Origin of the sequence: Shewanella sp. SM21 (assembly GCF_025654335.1) — a bacterium.
Taxonomy (GTDB): Bacteria; Pseudomonadota; Gammaproteobacteria; order Enterobacterales; family Shewanellaceae; genus Shewanella; species Shewanella oncorhynchi.
In genome coordinates this window covers 85503-103655 of the sequence record NZ_JAKKRL010000004.1, presented here as the reverse complement: position 1 = coordinate 103655, position 18153 = coordinate 85503, and the positions used below count along the sequence as shown (strand labels likewise).

The following is an 18153-nucleotide window of genomic DNA, read 5'->3' as shown; positions in this document are numbered from 1 at the left end:
CTAAGAAAGAGAAGTGTTTAAAACGAAATGGCTAAAGATAGCGACACCGAAGATAGCTAAGGTAAAGCAAAAGATGATGATGCAAAGTTAAGGTTAAACCTAAGCGGGTAAAAATATAATGAGTTAAACCATTACAGATTAAAAAATAAAAAAGCCCTGCAATTGCTTGCAGGGCTTATCTATATGGTGCGCGTGGAAGGAGTCGAACCTCCGACCGCCTGGTTCGTAGCCAGGTACTCTATCCAGCTGAGCTACACGCGCAAACTCGTTTTTGTACTTCTAAGATTCAATTAAGATTGAGTCTAGGATAAGCACTTTTATCTAGCAAATTTATTCTATTCTTCTCGACTAAAAGAATAGAATGGCGGAGAAGGAGGGATTCGAACCCTCGATGGGAGTTAAAGCCCATACTCCCTTAGCAGGGGAGCGCCTTCGGCCACTCGGCCACCTCTCCGCGTTTAACGCTTTAAATCAACAAGACGTATCTCGTTAACTATATTGGTGCGCGTGGAAGGAGTCGAACCTCCGACCGCCTGGTTCGTAGCCAGGTACTCTATCCAGCTGAGCTACACGCGCATGTTAAACGGTAAAACAYTAATACGAYYTAAATCATATTAATTTAAATTGGTGCGCGTGGAAGGAGTCGAACCTCCGACCGCCTGGTTCGTAGCCAGGTACTCTATCCAGCTGAGCTACACGCGCATTTTAACTCTTTGCTATAAGCAATTATCTACAAAATTTCTTATGAAATTCAAAACTGATGAGTTAAAGATTAACTAATGCAGAGATGGTGCGCGTGGAAGGAGTCGAACCTCCGACCGCCTGGTTCGTAGCCAGGTACTCTATCCAGCTGAGCTACACGCGCGACTTGTATCTAAATTTACTTTTACATCAAACACTAATAAAAAATGGTGCGCGTGGAAGGAGTCGAACCTCCGACCGCCTGGTTCGTAGCCAGGTACTCTATCCAGCTGAGCTACACGCGCACTGTTTTCTATCTTTAAGAAATGGCGGAGAAGGAGGGATTCGAACCCTCGATGGGAGTTAAAGCCCATACTCCCTTAGCAGGGGAGCGCCTTCGGCCACTCGGCCACCTCTCCGTTTTCTTGGCGCACATATTACTGTTTGACGAAAATAAGTCAAACCCTTTTTCCGAAACAGATTCCATTTGAACTGTTTTTAATCACATTGCTGTTATATCAAGCCAATGTATTGATTTACGCCAATCTTTCGGTCTGAAAAATAAAAAAGCCAGTTAAAAAACTGACTCTTCTGTTGCCGTAGTACGCTTGCCAAAACAAGGTACTAAAAGTTACCACCTTCCGATGGTGTACCTGATTTTTCAGATTGAATGCGTTGGTAGATTTCTTCGCGATGAACAGAAACCTCTTTTGGTGCATTCACACCAATACGCACTTGATTGCCTTTTACCCCTAGCACTGTAACTGTGACTTCATCACCAATCATCAGTGTTTCGCCAACACGACGAGTCAAAATCAGCATTCGATAGCTCCTTTATTTCTTAATTCAGCTTACACACGGCACTCATCCGGTAGATGGGCTTATTATAAGGTCAGCTTAGTACAAATTAATAGTATTCAATACTCAAACGGTTATTTAATTACACCTTATTTAGCTCGAAAGCGTGATGTAACGCCCGAACCGCCTTGTGTAAGTCCCTTTCATCGATAACGGTTGATAATTTACTCTCTGACGTCGTGAGTAACTTAGCATGAATAGTTTCATTACCCAAGACTTCTAACATCTTAGTCAATAATCCCATTTTTGCCTGTAAACCTTTGCCAACTAAAGATACTTTTGCACGTTGACGTTCGATAATCAATGGCCCGAGTGCGAGGCTTTCACTTAAGCCTTCGAGCTCATTAAGTAGAGTATCGACCTTAGCCTCAGCGAGCATAAAACTGACGCGACCCGAAGGATCATCCTCATGGATCCTCAATGGAGAAATAAATTCCACATCGATTTCCAATCGAGTTAAGCAGCCTAACAACGCTTGATAGCGTTCACTGGTGGTAAACAGCCCTTCAATCGTCAGCGTTGCCAGTGCCTTATTAATCGCGATACCTTGCACTAACGAGGCAATCGTTAATTCCGACTCGTCGCCAAACTGGATTAACGTCCCCTGCCCAGCTTCAAAGCTCGACAATACTCGCAGCGGTACGCGAAAACGCTCGGCGTATTCAACAGAATCGGGATGCAATACTTTAGCGCCGAGCTTTGCCATTTCGAGCATCACATCAAACCCAATCACATCGAGGCGACGTGCACTGCTATCAATATTCGGATCTGTGGTAAATACCCCAGCCACATCGGTAAAAATCTGGCATTCATCGGCTTCTAACGCTGCCGCTAAGGCTACTGCAGTGGTATCTGAACCACCGCGTCCTAAGGTGGTCACTTCGCCTTGAGGATCGATGCCCTGAAACCCTGCAACGATCGGCACAACACCATCGGCAAGCAAAGACTGCAAATATTCAGTATCAACTCGCTCAATGCTGGCGCGGCCAAATTGACTATTTGTATGAATTTGCACTTGATCGCCCGTAAGGGATTTTGCTTTTATGCCGCGACGTTGTAGCGCCATCGACATCAAAGCAATACTCACTTGCTCACCCGTCGATACTAGCATGTCTAACTCGCGCGCCGAGGCGCGCGGATTAATTTGTGCTGCAAGTGCAAACAGGCGATTCGTCTCACCCGCCATCGCGGATAAAACTAAGACTTGCTGCTCACCATTGTGAGCTGACTTTGTAATCTGCTCAGCGACCGCTTCGATACGTTCAATAGAACCCACCGAAGTGCCGCCGAACTTTTTCACAAAAAGCTTGCTACCACTAAGCTTTCGTTTTTGGGGCACAGCAACCTCTTAAGCTAGACGCTCAGTAATCCAAGGTAATACTTGAGCCAATGCCGCATCCAGATTTTCTGGCTGGCTACCGCCCGCTTGAGCCATATCAGGACGACCACCGCCTTTACCGCCCACTTGTGCAGCGACCATAGCGACGAGCTCACCCGCTTTGACTTTACCGATCAGATCGTTACTCACACCCGCGATCAGGTTAACTTTCCCTTCCTGCGCAGTGCCAAGCACGATAATGGCCGATTTCAATTTCTGTTTTAATTCATCTTGCAAGCCGCGTAGTGAACTTGCCTCAACGCCGTCTAATTTTTTGATCAGTACGTTAACACCATTAACTACAACGGCATCGCCCACTAAGTCTGCACTCGCTGCCGCCGCGAGCTTATCTTTCAGCTGCGCCATTTCTTTTTCGAGTTGCTTCATCTTATCGAGCTGCGCTTTTAACTTAGCCACCACTGAGTTGGCATCGCCTTTCAATAAGGCTGCAGCTTCTTCCAGTTCAGCTTGTTGCTGCGCCACATAAGCCATAGCTGCAGCACCAGTCACGGCTTCGATGCGACGTACACCCGCTGCAATACCCGCTTCAGAGGTGATTTTAAATAAGCCGATATCGCCAGTGCGACCGACATGTGTACCGCCACACAATTCGATAGAGAAATCGCCCATAGTCACAACACGCACTTGTGAATCATATTTCTCACCAAAGAGTGCCATAGCGCCTTTCTCTTTAGCTTCATCTATGCCCATTTCAGCGGTTTTTAGCTCATGGTTACGACGAATTTGAGTGTTAACTAATTCTTCAACTTCTTTTAATTCAGCAGCTTTTACACCTTCGAAATGGGAGAAGTCAAAACGTAAACGCTCAGGATCAACCAAAGAACCTTTTTGCGAAACATGAGTACCGAGCACTTGACGCAGTGCGGCATGCAGTAAATGCGTAACAGAATGGTTTAACTGAGTACGGTGACGCAGTTTTTTGTCCACTTTCGCTTCAACAACTTGGCCAACACTCAAGCTACCAGTAGCCAAAACACCTTGATGGCCCGTTGCTTGACCATACTTTTGCGTATCGTTTACCGTAAACTCAATACCGTTCGCAACCAATTGGCCCTTATCGCCTACTTGACCGCCAGATTCCGCGTAGAAAGGGGTTACATCGAGCACGACAACGGCTTCATCACCCGCTTTGATCGCCGTCACTGACTCACCATTTTGATAAATCGCGGTGACCTTAGCTTGACCCGCTAATTCGGTGTAACCACTAAATGCAGTTTCAGCATCAATTTTCAGCGCAGCGTTATAATCTGCACCAAAGTTACCGGCAGCTTGTGCGCGGCTACGTTGCTCAGCCATGGCGACTTCAAAACCTGCTTCATCGACAATGATGTTGCGCTCACGGCAGACATCAGCGGTCAAATCCATTGGGAAGCCATAGGTGTCATACAGCTTAAATACGGTTTCACCGTCTAAGGTGTCACCTTTCAACTCGTTTAAGGCAGTATCTAAAATGCCTAAACCACGTTCAAGCGTACGAGCAAATTGCTCTTCTTCCGCTTTCAGTGCTTTTTCAACAATCGCTTGAGTCTCAGCTAACCCTTTTGCTGCATCGCCCATCACCGCAATCAAAGACGGAACCAGCTTGTAGAAGAAAGCTTCGGTCGCACCTAACTTGTTACCATGGCGAACTGCGCGGCGAATAATACGGCGCAGCACATAACCACGGCCTTCGTTCGACGGCATAACGCCATCGGCAATTAAAAATGCACATGAACGGATATGATCGGCAATGACTCGCAGCGACTTTTCAGATAAGTCACTAACACCAATGACCTCTGCGGCTTTAGCAATCAAAGTACGGAAAATATCGATTTCGTAGTTAGAATGTACGCCCTGCATAATCGCAGCAATACGCTCAATCCCCATGCCTGTATCAACCGAGGGCTTAGGCAAAGGTAACATTTCACCCGATGCTTGACGGTTGTACTGCATGAAAACGATGTTCCAGATTTCGATGAAACGGTCGCCATCTTCTTCAGGACTGCCTGGACGTCCGCCCCAAATATGATCACCATGGTCATAAAAAATCTCAGTACATGGACCACAAGGACCGGTATCACCCATTTGCCAGAAGTTATCTGACGCAAAGGCAGCACCTTTATTGTCACCGATACGTATGATGTTCTCGGCAGCGACACCAATTTTTTTATTCCAGATTTCAAAGGCTTCATCATCTGTCTGATAAATAGTGACGCACAGACGTTCCTTCGGCAGCTTTAACGTTTCAGTTAAAAAAGTCCAACCCAAACGAATCGCTTCTTCTTTGAAATAATCTCCAAAACTGAAGTTACCTAGCATTTCGAAAAAGGTGTGATGACGTGCTGTGTAGCCAACGTTATCCAAATCGTTATGTTTACCACCGGCGCGTACACAACGTTGAGCAGTGGTCGCACGCGTATAATTGCGTTTGTCCATGCCAAGAAACACGTCCTTGAACTGGTTCATGCCTGCATTGGTAAATAAAAGTGTGGGATCGTTGCCTGGCACTAATGAACTACTGTCCACAACTTGATGACCATTGCTGCGGAAAAATTCGAGGAAAGCGCTTCTGAGCTCTGCTGTAGTTTGATACATGAAATCATCCTGAATTGGGTAAGCATTACCAGCTACGCCTTAGGCTAGCCGTATTTCTATTTGCCCAGCATTATAAGCAGACTAAGGAAGGACGACCAGTCTTGATTGGTGATATACACATCAGGAATTTAATATTTTAGCGTGAATCGCCCACACCTGAGTCACTAGAAGCAAAACGATAGGATAAAGCACAAATAAAGACGGCGTAAGTTTATCGCGGAATGGACAATATTTAAGCAAGCTTGAGTCTAATGTGAAGTACGAAATGGACAAGACTCATTGATGATATTTAGATGAGCTTTTACAGTATTAGCTTCAAATTTAATAATCTTCATCGAGATCATTGGGATCTGAATCTAGTGCGTAAGTGATTTGATCGTAGCTAAAGCCTTGGCCCATTAAAAAACGCACTCGTTTGGCCTTTTCCTTTGCGATGAGATCCCGAGCTTTAGAGCCCTTCACTTCTGTCACACGGGGAACGCCATACTTTTTGGTGGCTTTATCTTTTGCTAGCTCAAACCAGTCACAATCACAATTAACCAAAGCGGCTTCAATACAATCTTTAGATAAGCCTTTCTGTGCGATTGCTTGGCGGATGCGTATTGCACCGTGACCTCGACTGATGTGGCTACGCACTAACAGTTCGGCATAACGAGCATCATTAATAAAACCGGAGGATTCGCAAGCATCGAGTACAGGTTCGATATCGTTAAGTTCGACACCTTTTTCGAGCAATTTATCGCGGATTTGTAAACGGGAATAATCGCGGCGCGCTAACAGCGCGACCGCAATTTGATGGGCTGACTGACTCAGAATACTTCGCCTGTCTCTAAATCAATATTATCCTCAATGCTATCATCAGCTTTGGCAGCCAAGGCACTAGGATTGCTCAAAAGCAACTCACGTAGCGTCTTGTCAATTTCAGCAGCAATAGCTGGGTTTTCAGTCAGATATTTGCCAGCATTAGCACGACCTTGGCCGATTTTATCACCTTTATAGCTGTACCAAGCGCCCGCTTTTTCAATCAACTTATGGGCTACGCCTAAGTCTACTAACTCACCAGTACGGTTAATACCTTGGCCATAAAGGATTTGGAACTCAGCCTGCTTAAACGGCGCTGCAACCTTGTTTTTCACCACTTTAACGCGAGTTTCGTTACCGACCACTTCATCGCCGTCTTTAATGGCACCAGTGCGGCGAATGTCTAAACGAACAGAAGCATAAAACTTCAGCGCGTTACCACCGGTTGTAGTTTCTGGGTTACCGAACATCACACCAATCTTCATCCGGATTTGGTTGATGAAGATAAGTAAGGTGTTAGATTGCTTTAAGTTACCCGCAAGTTTACGCATGGCTTGGCTCATCATACGCGCCGCTAGGCCCATGTGAGAATCACCAATTTCGCCTTCGATTTCAGCTTTAGGCGTTAATGCCGCCACGGAGTCGACTACGATAACGTCAACAGCGCCTGAACGAGTTAAAGCATCACAAATCTCAAGCGCTTGCTCGCCGGTATCCGGTTGCGAACACAGCAGGTTATCAATATCTACGCCCAATTTTTTAGCATAAATAGGGTCTAGTGCATGCTCTGCATCGATAAAGGCACAGGTTTTGCCTTCACGTTGCGCTGCCGCAATCACTTCTAAAGTCAGTGTTGTTTTACCTGATGATTCAGGACCATAGATCTCAACGATACGACCCATTGGCAAACCGCCAGCACCTAAAGCAACGTCCAGAGACAGAGAACCGGTAGAAATGGTCTCAACATCCATAGAGCGATCTTCGCCCAGCTTCATGATGGAGCCTTTACCAAATTGTTTCTCAATTTGGATCAATACCGCAGCAAGTGCTTTCTCTTTATTTGGATCGACCTTCATTCCTGTTCCCTCATCAAGACAAGCATTAAGCTGTCAAAAGTGATATTCAATTTACAAACGGGTAATTCAAAAAGCCGCGCTTTTTGTCTTAATTCTGCTGACTAGTATACTGTACAATCATACAGTATCAAGACCTGTGACTGAATTATTTTTAGCTGATAGGATTTTTAATATGGCCAAGGTTTTAGCGAAGATCAAATCAGATAATAGCTCCCTTTGATCAATATCCATCGTTAAGGGCTCAATTTTCGCTAAATTATTGCTAAGATTGGCGCAACAAATTTTGCGTGGTCTTTTTAGCTGAAAATTGTACAGCAGTCTTCCGCTTCCATAGCGCTTAATCACCCTTAACCACACAAACTGTATCGCCTTTAGGCAGTCACAACGGACGATAACGATTTAATGAATGTAATTGATACCGATGATTTAGAAAAACATACTCCTATGATGCGTCAGTACTTGACGATGAAAGCAGAACATCACGATATGTTGCTGTTTTATCGCATGGGTGACTTCTACGAGTTGTTTTATGACGATGCTAAACGCGCTTCTGAGCTGTTAGGCATTTCACTCACTGCGCGCGGTAAAAGTGGTGGCGATCCTATTCCGATGGCGGGACTTCCTTACCATGCTGTGGAAGGCTATCTTGCAAAATTAGTTCAAATTGGTCAATCAGTTGCGATTTGCGAACAGATTGGCGATCCCGCGACATCTAAAGGGCCCGTAGAACGTAAAGTGGTGCGAATTGTCACACCTGGCACCTTAACCGACGAAGCGTTGCTACAAGAACGCCAAGACAATCTGTTAGCCGCGGTTTATCAAGGTAAAGTCGGTTTTGGTTATGCCACATTAGATGTTTCATCCGGACGTTTTGTGATTGCAGAGCTCGACACCCGAGAGTCATTAGAAGCGGAATTGCAACGCACTAATCCCGTTGAAATTCTCTACAGTGAAGACTTTGGTGAACTTGGGCTACTTAACGGTTTTAAAGGCAAACGCCGTCGCCCCGAGTGGGAATTTGATTACGATACGAGTATCAAGTTACTACTGGCCCAGTTTGGCACGAAAGACTTACATGGTTTTGGCATCGCAGATGCACGTTTATCACTGCAGGCTGCGGGTTGCTTGATGCAATATGTCAAAGACACACAGCGCACGGCACTGCCTCATATCAATGCCATTATCCGCTTCAATCAAACCGATAGCATAGTACTCGATGCGGCAACTCGCCGTAATTTAGAATTAACTCAAAACCTTGCCGGTGGCCGCGATAATACCTTAGCCGCAGTATTAGATAACACGGCAACGCCTATGGGCAGTCGTATGTTACAACGCTGGATCCATCAGCCTCTGCGAGATCCTAAGCAAATCAAGGCGCGCCAACAGGCGGTGACTGAACTCCTCGATACCGCTGCCCACGAAGATTTGCATGAGCAGTTAAAGGCACTTGGCGATATCGAACGTATCATGGCAAGACTCGCGCTGCGTACCGCTCGCCCAAGAGACTTTGCCCGTTTACGTCAAGCTCTGGGCTTATTGCCTGAATTACAACAGAGTTTAAGTACACTGAGCGCGCCGCACACGACTCAATTGCGTCAACACTTAGGCGAGTTCCCCGCTGAGCAAGCCCTACTTGAGCGCGCGATAGTCGATAATCCTCCCATGCTTATCCGCGATGGCGGAGTGATCCGTGAAGGCTACAACAGCGAACTAGATGAATGGCGCGGCCTGAGCGAAGGAGCGAGTGATTACTTAGTACAACTTGAAGCCAGAGAAAAAGAACGTACTGGCATCAATACACTTAAAGTTGGCTATAACCGCGTACACGGCTATTACATCGAAGTGAGCCGTCTGCAATCCTCACAAGTACCGCTCAATTATCAACGACGCCAAACACTTAAGAATATGGAGCGTTATATCACGCCCGAACTTAAGGAATACGAAGAAAAAGTCCTCTCGAGCCAAGGTAAAGCGCTGGCACTCGAAAAGCAGTTATGGGAACAGTTGTTCGATCTTATTCTGCCCAAATTGCATGAGTTACAAGCCTTTGCTAGAGCTGCGGCTGAACTTGATGTACTGAGTAACTTTGCCGAGCGTGCCGAGACCTTAGGCTATACTTGTCCAGAGCTGAGCCAAGATATCGGCGTACAAATAGACGCAGGTCGCCATCCAGTGGTGGAGCGTGTTAGCCAAACGCCGTTTATCGCTAACCCAGTAATCTTACATAATCAAAGACGTATGTTGATTGTGACTGGACCTAACATGGGCGGTAAATCGACCTATATGCGTCAAGTCGCCTTGATTACACTGATGGCCCATATTGGTTGTTTTGTTCCAGCAGATCGCGCCCTGATTGGCCCGATTGATCGTATCTTTACCCGTATTGGCGCAGCAGACGATCTGGCCTCTGGCCGCTCAACCTTTATGGTAGAAATGACTGAAACTGCCAACATTCTGCACAATGCCACTGCCAGTAGTTTAGTGTTAATGGATGAAATCGGCCGTGGAACATCCACCTATGATGGTTTATCGCTAGCTTGGTCGGCAGCAGAGTATTTAGCCCAGCAAGTCGGGGCTATGACCCTATTCGCCACCCATTATTTTGAGCTAACTCAATTACCTGACTTAATGGCAGGTGTTTACAATGTGCACCTTGATGCCATAGAGCACGATGATACCATCGCCTTTATGCATGCAGTACAAGAAGGCGCCGCCAGTAAAAGCTACGGCTTACAAGTTGCGGCGCTTGCCGGCGTGCCAAACAAAGTGATTAAAGCAGCGAAACATAAATTGCAGCAATTGGAGAGTCGCGATCACCAACCAGAAGGAACGAGGACGCCCATTCAAAGCTTACTCGCTTTACCTGAACCGGTTGAAAATCCAGCTTTGACTAAATTAAGTAGCATTAATCCCGATAACTTAACGCCAAAACAGGCGCTTGATTTGCTCTATGAACTAAAACGCTTGAGCTAGACATCAGGTGATCTAAATAAAAGCCTAAAAATAACAACGCCCACTCTATAGTGGGCGTTTTACTTTATGACGTGATCTCACACTAAGTACATTTTCTGGATAGCTTCTCTGAAAGACACCAGAAGACCGATATTAGTTTCTAAATAAAGCTTCAACAGATAAACCTTGAGAACCCAATAAATCACGTAAGCGTTTTAATGCTTCCACTTGGATTTGACGAACACGTTCACGGGTTAAACCAATTTCAGCCCCCACATCTTCAAGCGTAGAAGGTTCATAACCTAACAAACCAAAACGACGGGCTAATACTTCTCTTTGTTTTGTGTTCAACTCGTTAAGCCATTTCACCACCGAGTTAGAGATGTCTTCATCTTGCACTTTATAGTCAGGGCCAACACTATCATCATCGGCCAGTACATCTAATAATGCTTTCTCGTTATCGCCCCCCAAAGGCGTATCAACAGAGGTAATTTTTTCATTCAGCTTAAGCATGCGGCTCACATCAGAGCTAGAAACTTGCAGTTTTTCAGCAATTTCTTCCGCTGTAGGTTCATGATCCAGTTTTTGTGCTAATTCGCGGGCTGTGCGCAAGTATACGTTGAGTTCTTTAACAACATGAATCGGCAAACGAATAGTACGAGTTTGATTCATGATAGCGCGTTCAATCGTCTGTCTGATCCACCAAGTCGCATAGGTTGAAAAACGGAACCCCCTTTCTGGGTCAAACTTTTCTACGGCACGAATTAGACCTAAATTACCCTCTTCGATAAGATCGAGCAGTGCTAAGCCGCGGTTATTGTAACGACGTGCAATTTTTACGACGAGACGTAAATTACTTTCGATCATGCGATTACGGGATTTTGCACAACCTTTTAAGGCCTTACGGGAAAAGTAAACTTCTTCTTCTGCGCTAAGCAGTGGGGAAAAACCAATCTCACCTAGATAAAGTTGAGTGGCATCAAGATTTTTTTGCAGGTCATCTTGGACCTGTTGTTCTATTCCTAGCTCTTGGACTAGATCGGTGGCAACTTCTTCTTTTTCAAGATCAAAGTCTACGGTTTCTACGGAAAAATCTACTAGTGCTTCTGCGGCAGTGCTATTTATGCGGCTCATGATCAAATCTCCCAAACCTAATTAAACTGCTGAATTAGTGCAATTTCCTATCCTCCATTTGCCAACAAGGCCCCAAACAATCATTGTTTAGGTAAATAAGTAAGTGGGTTTACAGACTGTCCATGGTAACGAATTTCAAAATGTAACATTACCCGATTGGCACCTGTATTGCCCATTTTTGCAACAGTCTGCCCTGCGAGGACATGTTGCTTTTCTTTGACTAAGATCTTGTCCGTATGAGCATAAGCACTAAGGTAATCGTCACTATGTTTAATAATCACTAAATTACCGTAACCCCTAAGAGCACTTCCTGCGTATACCACCCGCCCATCTGCAGCAGCTTTGATGATATCTCCCCGATTTCCCGCGATCTTAATACCTTTATTTCCCTGCTCATTGGCAGAATAAGTTCCGATTAACTTCCCTCTTACTGGCCACTGCCACTGACTCACACTGGCTGGCAGTGTTGAGGTGGGTGGAACCATTGGTTGGTTAATGTTTTGTTGGGAACTTGTTACAAGGTACGCGGGCTTAGCTTTCTGATCAAGTGTTTTTTTCATATCGTTACTTGACTTAGCATTAGACTGATAAAGCTTATCATCTAATTGTTTTTTATCACTTTTACTTGAGTTTGCATCTGAATTACCCGTTATATTTCCATCTAAAGTCGTAGATTTTGATTGGTTACTAGATTTAGCATTAGTTAAATATAAAATCTGTCCAGGGTAAATTGTATAAGGGTTATCTAATTGATTAAGTTTAGCTATTTCAGAAAAGTCTTTCCCTGCAGCCCAAGAAATTGAGTAGAGAGTGTCGCCTTTTTTAACTTTATATGAATTCGATTTAATGTGGCCTTTGCTATTTTTAGAGTAGCTATGGGAAATATTTTCGACGGGTGCGGGTCTGCTGGCCTGAAAGCTACAGCCTACAAGCAGAAATATAAAACAAAGGTTTAAGAGTAAACCCGCATTCAACAATAAAAACTCCTTGGTAAGGTTGTATTACTGTTTATGATGAGAAAATGACGCCTTCTGTGCAAAACAAGCACTTCGCTTAACACAGTAGCACAACACAAGGTTAAGCTAACTCTCCATTAATTAAAGGTACAAATTTAACCGTTTCAATGGTTTCAGAACTAAAGCGGTCAGCAGTGCGCGTAATACGCATCAATTGCTGAGTATCCTCTCCCACAGGTAAGACTAACACCCCTCCATCAGCCAACTGAGACAGCAAAGCTTCTGGTATAGTCGCCGCCGCCGCAGTCACCATAATGGCATCGAACGGACTACGATTAGCCCATCCCAACCAACCATCACCATATTTAAACGACACATTATGCAAATCTAATCGTTTTAAACGCTGTCTTGCTTGAATTTGTAAACCTTTGATCCGTTCAATAGTACAAAGCTGAGGCACCAATTGAGCCAAAATGGCTGCCTGATAGCCCGATCCAGTCCCCACTTCTAACACTCGCTGTGGCATCTTGTGCAGTAAGAGTTCGCTCATACGGGCAACGATATAAGGCTGCGAAATGGTTTGCCCTTGTCCAATTGGCAGAGCCGTATTTTCATAGGCTTTATGGGCTAGCGCATTATCAAGAAACATTTCTCGCGGCGTATGCGATATCGCCTTTAACACGGCTTGATTACGGATCCCCGCATCTTGAAGCTTTTTAGCTAAATTCACCGCCGATGTTAAGGCAACTCGAGTCATATTTTATCTACCCAATTTTGCAATGCCGTTAGTTGTCCGTAGGCGGTTAAATCAACCGTCAAGGGCGTAATTGAAACATAGCCATTGGCAATAGCATGAAAATCAGTGCCCTCTGTGGCATCCTGCTCTTGTCCCGGTGGACCAAGCCAGAAGATTTCACGTCCGGCAGGATCTTGCGTTCGCACTATGCCTTCGGCCTTATGACGAGCGCCGAGGCGAGTCACTTTGATGCCTTTAATTTGATCAAGTGGCAAGTCAGGCACATTCACATTTAAGATCTGATCTTTTGCCAAAGGCTGGGCCAACAAACCTTGAACTATCCGCCGAGCATAAACAGCAGCCGATTGATAATGTTCGAATTTACGGCCATTAAGCGAAATCGCTATTGCAGGAAAACCTAAAAAGCGTCCTTCCATCGCGGCGGCAACTGTCCCCGAATATAAGGTGTCATCACCCATATTTGCCCCCGCATTGATGCCAGACACCACCATATCAGGTTCGCCATCACATAATTCTCGGATAGCCAAATGAACGCAATCTGTCGGTGTACCGTGAACGGAAATATAGCCATTATCTAACCTATTAATTCTTAATGGATTAGTCAAGGTTAATGAGTTGCTCGCACCAGAGCAATTTCGATCCGGCCCAACAGTCAGCACAGTCGCTATTTCAGCCAAAGCCTCAGATAAGGCTTTGATACCTGGAGCATTAATCCCATCGTCATTGCTAACAAGGATACGGATCATGACTCTGCTTCAGTCTTAACAGTATCAGTGTTAGCCACTACGTTAGCGTTAATTACCTCAAGCGCAGGCTCCTGCACCAATGTCGCTTGCCATTGCTGCTCTTTAACATCTTGATAATTAACCAACTCTCTCAATAACGATGTTGCAAAACTGCCCGCAGGCAACACAAACTCCAGCACTAAGCCATCGGCGGTTTGTTCGTATTTAAGGCCTTGGGGCTCAAGCAATAACGGACGGCGTTCTTGCTCTAATCCGGCGTGCTCTAAACCATAGCAATCGTCAGCTAACTCACTCATAGCTAAGGTTTCCACCGCAGCAGCTTCACCTTGGGGTAACATCATGCCGCGCCCCCACAATGGTGCAGAAAGTTGAATGTCTTTTTCAATCAAACGCTTCAATACGATGAGATCCCATTCAGGCGTCACGAAGAAGCTTTTGCTGCCCGCTAACATCACACAATCACCCGCTAAAGGCTTAGTGCCATGGTTGGCTAAACGATATGACACCACAGTGTTAAACAGATTTGAGCGCACGGCAGACAAATACATGCTGCGCTTATTTCTGTCTTTGACTTTTTTACCCGCCATCATTTGGCGACCAAAGACTAAGTTTTTGCCATCGTGACCAAAGCGCTGCTCACCAAAGTAATTGGGCACGCCCACTTGAGCGACCTTTTCGATACGACTGATAATGTCTTCCACTTGGGTGACATTTCTCAGGGTAAGAATAAAGCGGTTACCGACTAAGGCACCAATTCGCAGTTTCTTGCTGTGGCGGCTGCTCGACAATATGGTCAAACGATCGCTATTGAGCTCCTTCCAAGTAGGCGTTTCTTTACCAGGAATACGCACACCGAACCATTGTTCTGTGATGGCATTTTTATCTTTTTGCCCAGCGTAGGTCACTTCCTTTGGATGCACCTTAGCAAACTTAGCGATCATTTCAGCGACTTGTACTGTATTTAGCCCTTCTTTGCGTACATGCAGCATATGATGTTCACCTTCACCCGTCGGGCTAAAAGGCAAAATCTCTTTCACGATAAAATCGCTATTTTGGGTTCTTAGATCTGCTGTACCTAAAGGCTTACCATACAGATAATGTAATTCGCTCATGGGACTTTTTTACTCTTAAGTTAATCGTGTTTGCGGGCCATAAGTACCACGGCTTCTACCGCAATACCTTCTTTACGCCCGGTAAATCCAAGTTGTTCAGTCGTGGTCGCTTTGACATTAATATCGTCAAGTTCCGCGGTTAAATCAGCGGCTAATATCTGGCGCATTGCCTCTATGTGCGGTGCCATTTTAGGAGCTTGGGCTATGATAGTGACGTCAAGATTGCCGAGCAAAAAGCCTTTCTCCCTCGCTAAAGCATAGCAATGACGCAGCAATACGCGGCTATCGGCACCCTTATAGGCGGCATCGGTATCGGGGAAATGTTTTCCTATGTCACCGAGCGCTAAAGCACCGAGGATGGCATCGGAAATCGCATGCAGTACCACATCACCATCTGAATGTGCGACTAGGCCTGTTTCATAGGGTACTTCCACGCCACAAAGGATCAATGGCCGCGCCGCACCAAATTTATGCACATCGAAACCATGGCCGATACGGATTTTCATTTAATATTCCTAACGTATTATTTTACTTTGATTATGACTATTTAACGGCACGCATCAAAAACAGTTCGGCTAGCCCTAAATCGTCGGGATGCGTTACTTTTATATTATCAGCACGGCCCGAAACGAGTCCGGGTGATATCCCCGCCCATTCCATCGCCGAAGCCTCATCTGTGACTACCGCACCTGCAGCCAGAGCCGCATTGAGGTAATTTTTTAATTGCTGCGCTGGAAATAACTGCGGCGTCAATGCATGCCATAAATTATCGCGACACACAGTGGCACTGATTTCACCCTGTTTATTCGCGCGCTTCATGGTATCGCGTACAGGCATTGCCAAAATAGCACCTTGGGGAAATTGCACTCTGGATGCGAGTAACTTGTCGATATCTGTCGCGGTTAAACAAGGTCTTGCCGCATCATGCACTAAGGCCCAACTGTGCTCGGGCGCAATTTGCAGCGCCGCCAACACAGAATCAGCGCGCTCACCGCCACCTAATACTGTAATCAATTTGGGGTGCACGGCCTGTGGCAAGGTATCGAAGATAGTATCGTTCGAATGTAAGGCGACGATCACTTGAGAAATGTGCGGATGGGACAAGAGCTTATCTAAGGTATGAGCAAGAATACTCTGGCCGCACACCTCAAGATATTGCTTAGGTCTGTCGGCGCCCATACGGCTACCTATGCCCGCAGCTGGAACGATGGCAACCACAGCTTGAGTGACATGCTCAGCTTGGCGCTGCAATTCAATTTGTGTTACCAGATCAGATTGGCTATCGGGATTGGATTGTTCATTTAATCCAAGATCTAAATGTCCTAGCTCTGTCATCCTAACTCCATATTACTGAGATGGACTCGATACCGAGCGCTCACCACCCACGACGCGATAGAAGGTCTCGCCTTCTTTAACCATGCCAAGTTCGTTACGTGCGCGCTCTTCGATGGCTTCTGTACCACTTTTCAGATCGATGATTTCTTCCTTCAGCACTTGGTTACGCTCATTGAGTTTGGCGTTACCTTCTTGCTGGGCGGCAATTTGTTTTTGCAGAACGAAATATTCAGGAAGACTATTACCTCCCGACCAAAGACGGAATTGCAGTACACCGAGTAGCACTATGAGTGCAATGACAAAAAATTTCATGGAGGAATTAGCGTCAGTATCTTGGATTAAAAAAATATACAGCAGATAGTACAACAAAAAAGGCCACCAAGTGGTGGCCTTTTTACATCAAATATTAAATTACGCCTGACCTTTGATCTCTTTCAAACCACGGTATGGGGCTTTTTCACCTAATTGCTCTTCGATGCGCAGCAATTGGTTGTATTTAGCGACACGGTCAGAACGACACAGTGAACCGGTTTTGATTTGACCAGCAGCAGTACCCACGGCTAAGTCAGCAATGGTTGAATCTTCAGTCTCACCACTACGGTGTGAAATCACGGCGGTATAACCCGCTTCTTTCGCCATACGAATAGCCGCTAAAGTCTCAGTCAATGAACCAATTTGGTTAAACTTGATAAGGATTGAGTTAGCAATACCGTTTTCAATACCACGGGTTAAGATTTTAGTGTTAGTAACGAATAAATCGTCGCCCACTAATTGGATCTTGTCGCCCATGATTTGAGTTTGGTAAGCCCAACCATCCCAATCTGATTCGTCTAAGCCATCTTCGATAGACACGATTGGGTATTGGTCAGCCAATGATTTTAAGAAATCAGAGAAACCATTCGAGTCGAAGACTTTGCCTTCGCCCGCTAAATCGTATTTGCCGTCTTTGTAGAATTCAGATGCAGCGCAATCCAGCGCTAACGTCACATCAGTACCTAACTTGTAACCAGCCAGTTCAACCGCTTCTTTGATAATGGCTAACGCATCAGCGTTTGACGCTAAGTTAGGTGCAAAACCACCTTCGTCACCCACAGAAGTGCTTAGGCCTTTGTCGTGCAATACTTTTTTCAGCGTATGGAAAATTTCAGCGCCCATGCGCAGTGCTTCACGGAAAGTTTTCGCGCCAACAGGTTGCACCATGAATTCTTGGATATCAACGTTGTTATCCGCGTGCTCGCCACCGTTTAAGATGTTCATCATAGGCACAGGCATAGAATATTGGCCTGGTGTACCGTTTAATTCAGCGATATGCGCGTATAAAGGAATACCTTTAGATGCTGCAGCTGCTTTAGCAGCCGCTAAAGACACAGCCAGAATCGCGTTTGCGCCTAACTTGTCTTTGTTTTCTGTGCCATCTAAGTCGATCATGATTTGATCAAGCTCAGCTTGTGCCGTCGCATCTTTGCCTAATAATGCAGCGCGGATGACACCGTTTACGTTAGCAACAGCGGTTAATACGCCTTTGCCTAAATAACGGCTCTTATCGCCATCACGTAATTCTAACGCTTCGCGGCTACCGGTAGATGCGCCAGAAGGCGCCGCAGCCATACCCACAAAACCACCTTCTAAATGCACTTCGGCTTCAACAGTTGGGTTACCACGAGAATCCATAATCTCGCGACCAATCACGTTAATAATCTTAGCCATAACACCCTCGATTTAAGTTTAAAGATAAAAGAAAAAACCAATACCTATGGGAATAAATGGAAGTC

Annotated in this window: 15 protein-coding genes and 7 tRNA genes; 1 reads left to right on the top strand and 21 read right to left on the bottom strand. The window is 45.5% G+C overall.

Going from position 1 to position 18153, the window contains the following annotated elements; translation table 11 throughout:
• Positions 1-184: 184 nt before the first annotated feature.
• From L5L94_RS06590 to recA, 12 genes are all read right to left on the bottom strand, one after another.
• Positions 185-261: transfer RNA gene (locus L5L94_RS06590), tRNA-Arg, on the bottom strand.
• A gap of 101 nt (positions 262-362) precedes the next feature.
• Positions 363-454: transfer RNA gene (locus tag L5L94_RS06585), tRNA-Ser, on the bottom strand.
• A 45-nt stretch (positions 455-499) separates the two neighbouring features.
• A tRNA-Arg gene (locus L5L94_RS06580) sits at positions 500-576 on the bottom strand.
• A gap of 49 nt (positions 577-625) precedes the next feature.
• Positions 626-702: transfer RNA gene (locus L5L94_RS06575), tRNA-Arg, on the bottom strand.
• Between the two features lie 86 nt (positions 703-788).
• A tRNA-Arg gene (locus tag L5L94_RS06570) sits at positions 789-865 on the bottom strand.
• Between the two features lie 44 nt (positions 866-909).
• Positions 910-986 (bottom strand) — tRNA-Arg (locus L5L94_RS06565).
• Positions 987-1008: 22 nt separating this feature from the next.
• Positions 1009-1100 (bottom strand) — tRNA-Ser (locus tag L5L94_RS06560).
• A 205-nt stretch (positions 1101-1305) separates the two neighbouring features.
• Entirely contained in the window at positions 1306-1503 is a 198-nt protein-coding gene (gene csrA / locus L5L94_RS06555; protein WP_006082602.1) for a carbon storage regulator CsrA, read from the bottom strand.
• A gap of 118 nt (positions 1504-1621) precedes the next feature.
• Positions 1622-2878: an aspartate kinase gene (locus tag L5L94_RS06550; RefSeq protein ID WP_006082603.1), complete on the bottom strand. Its 1257-nt coding sequence runs from the start codon at positions 2876-2878 to the stop codon at positions 1622-1624.
• A 9-nt stretch (positions 2879-2887) separates the two neighbouring features.
• A complete protein-coding gene (gene alaS / locus L5L94_RS06545) occupies positions 2888-5512 on the bottom strand; it encodes an alanine--tRNA ligase (RefSeq protein ID WP_263162048.1) in 2625 nt (874 codons plus the stop codon).
• A 321-nt stretch (positions 5513-5833) separates the two neighbouring features.
• Positions 5834-6304 carry a regulatory protein RecX gene (locus tag L5L94_RS06540; RefSeq protein WP_411568902.1) on the bottom strand — a complete coding sequence of 157 codons (471 nt, stop codon included), beginning with the start codon at positions 6302-6304 and terminating at the stop codon, positions 5834-5836.
• Positions 6305-6321: 17 nt separating this feature from the next.
• Positions 6322-7389: a recombinase RecA gene (gene recA / locus L5L94_RS06535; RefSeq protein ID WP_198572895.1), complete on the bottom strand. Its 1068-nt coding sequence runs from the start codon at positions 7387-7389 to the stop codon at positions 6322-6324.
• A 402-nt stretch (positions 7390-7791) separates the two neighbouring features.
• On the opposite strand from recA, the gene mutS reads away from it, so the two are divergent.
• Positions 7792-10362 (top strand): DNA mismatch repair protein MutS, encoded by a 2571-nt coding sequence (mutS, locus tag L5L94_RS06530; RefSeq protein ID WP_263162043.1) that lies wholly within the window; start codon positions 7792-7794, stop codon positions 10360-10362.
• Positions 10363-10494: 132 nt separating this feature from the next.
• On the opposite strand, the gene rpoS is transcribed toward mutS, so the two are convergent.
• From rpoS to eno, 9 genes are all read right to left on the bottom strand, one after another.
• Positions 10495-11475, bottom strand: a complete 981-nt coding sequence (rpoS, locus tag L5L94_RS06525) for an RNA polymerase sigma factor RpoS (protein WP_028761361.1) — start codon at positions 11473-11475, stop codon at positions 10495-10497.
• Between the two features lie 80 nt (positions 11476-11555).
• Positions 11556-12452: a peptidoglycan DD-metalloendopeptidase family protein gene (locus tag L5L94_RS06520; RefSeq protein WP_263162041.1), complete on the bottom strand. Its 897-nt coding sequence runs from the start codon at positions 12450-12452 to the stop codon at positions 11556-11558.
• A 100-nt stretch (positions 12453-12552) separates the two neighbouring features.
• Complete coding sequence (locus L5L94_RS06515) at positions 12553-13188, bottom strand: protein-L-isoaspartate(D-aspartate) O-methyltransferase (RefSeq protein WP_028761363.1); 636 nt, start codon at positions 13186-13188, stop codon at positions 12553-12555.
• Positions 13185-13934 carry a 5'/3'-nucleotidase SurE gene (surE, locus tag L5L94_RS06510; protein WP_105251808.1) on the bottom strand — a complete coding sequence of 250 codons (750 nt, stop codon included), beginning with the start codon at positions 13932-13934 and terminating at the stop codon, positions 13185-13187. Before surE ends, L5L94_RS06515 begins: the two co-directional genes overlap by 4 nt.
• On the bottom strand, positions 13931-15046 hold the full coding sequence (gene truD, locus L5L94_RS06505; RefSeq protein WP_263162039.1) for a tRNA pseudouridine(13) synthase TruD: 1116 nt from the start codon (positions 15044-15046) through the stop codon (positions 13931-13933). The genes surE and truD overlap by 4 nt, the downstream gene beginning before the upstream one ends.
• 20 nt (positions 15047-15066) lie before the next feature.
• A complete protein-coding gene (gene ispF, locus L5L94_RS06500) occupies positions 15067-15552 on the bottom strand; it encodes a 2-C-methyl-D-erythritol 2,4-cyclodiphosphate synthase (protein ID WP_263162037.1) in 486 nt (161 codons plus the stop codon).
• 37 nt (positions 15553-15589) lie between these two features.
• Entirely contained in the window at positions 15590-16381 is a 792-nt protein-coding gene (gene ispD / locus L5L94_RS06495; RefSeq protein WP_212601489.1) for a 2-C-methyl-D-erythritol 4-phosphate cytidylyltransferase, read from the bottom strand.
• 12 nt (positions 16382-16393) lie between these two features.
• A complete protein-coding gene (ftsB, locus tag L5L94_RS06490) occupies positions 16394-16693 on the bottom strand; it encodes a cell division protein FtsB (protein WP_105253074.1) in 300 nt (99 codons plus the stop codon).
• A 99-nt stretch (positions 16694-16792) separates the two neighbouring features.
• A complete protein-coding gene (gene eno, locus L5L94_RS06485; RefSeq protein ID WP_105251763.1) occupies positions 16793-18088 on the bottom strand; it encodes a phosphopyruvate hydratase in 1296 nt (431 codons plus the stop codon).
• Positions 18089-18153 lie beyond the last annotated feature (65 nt).

Coding starts and splice junctions, on each gene's coding strand:
- csrA (WP_006082602.1), bottom strand. CDS start 1,503: ATGCTGATTTTGACTCGTCGTGTTGGCGAAACACTGATGATTGGTGAT.
- alaS (WP_263162048.1), bottom strand. CDS start 5,512: ATGTATCAAACTACAGCAGAGCTCAGAAGCGCTTTCCTCGAATTTTTC.
- recA (WP_198572895.1), bottom strand. CDS start 7,389: ATGAAGGTCGATCCAAATAAAGAGAAAGCACTTGCTGCGGTATTGATC.
- mutS (WP_263162043.1), top strand. CDS start 7,792: ATGAATGTAATTGATACCGATGATTTAGAAAAACATACTCCTATGATG.
- rpoS (WP_028761361.1), bottom strand. CDS start 11,475: ATGAGCCGCATAAATAGCACTGCCGCAGAAGCACTAGTAGATTTTTCC.
- L5L94_RS06515 (WP_028761363.1), bottom strand. CDS start 13,188: ATGACTCGAGTTGCCTTAACATCGGCGGTGAATTTAGCTAAAAAGCTT.
- surE (WP_105251808.1), bottom strand. CDS start 13,934: ATGATCCGTATCCTTGTTAGCAATGACGATGGGATTAATGCTCCAGGT.
- truD (WP_263162039.1), bottom strand. CDS start 15,046: ATGAGCGAATTACATTATCTGTATGGTAAGCCTTTAGGTACAGCAGAT.
- ispF (WP_263162037.1), bottom strand. CDS start 15,552: ATGAAAATCCGTATCGGCCATGGTTTCGATGTGCATAAATTTGGTGCG.
- ispD (WP_212601489.1), bottom strand. CDS start 16,381: ATGACAGAGCTAGGACATTTAGATCTTGGATTAAATGAACAATCCAAT.
- ftsB (WP_105253074.1), bottom strand. CDS start 16,693: ATGAAATTTTTTGTCATTGCACTCATAGTGCTACTCGGTGTACTGCAA.
- eno (WP_105251763.1), bottom strand. CDS start 18,088: ATGGCTAAGATTATTAACGTGATTGGTCGCGAGATTATGGATTCTCGT.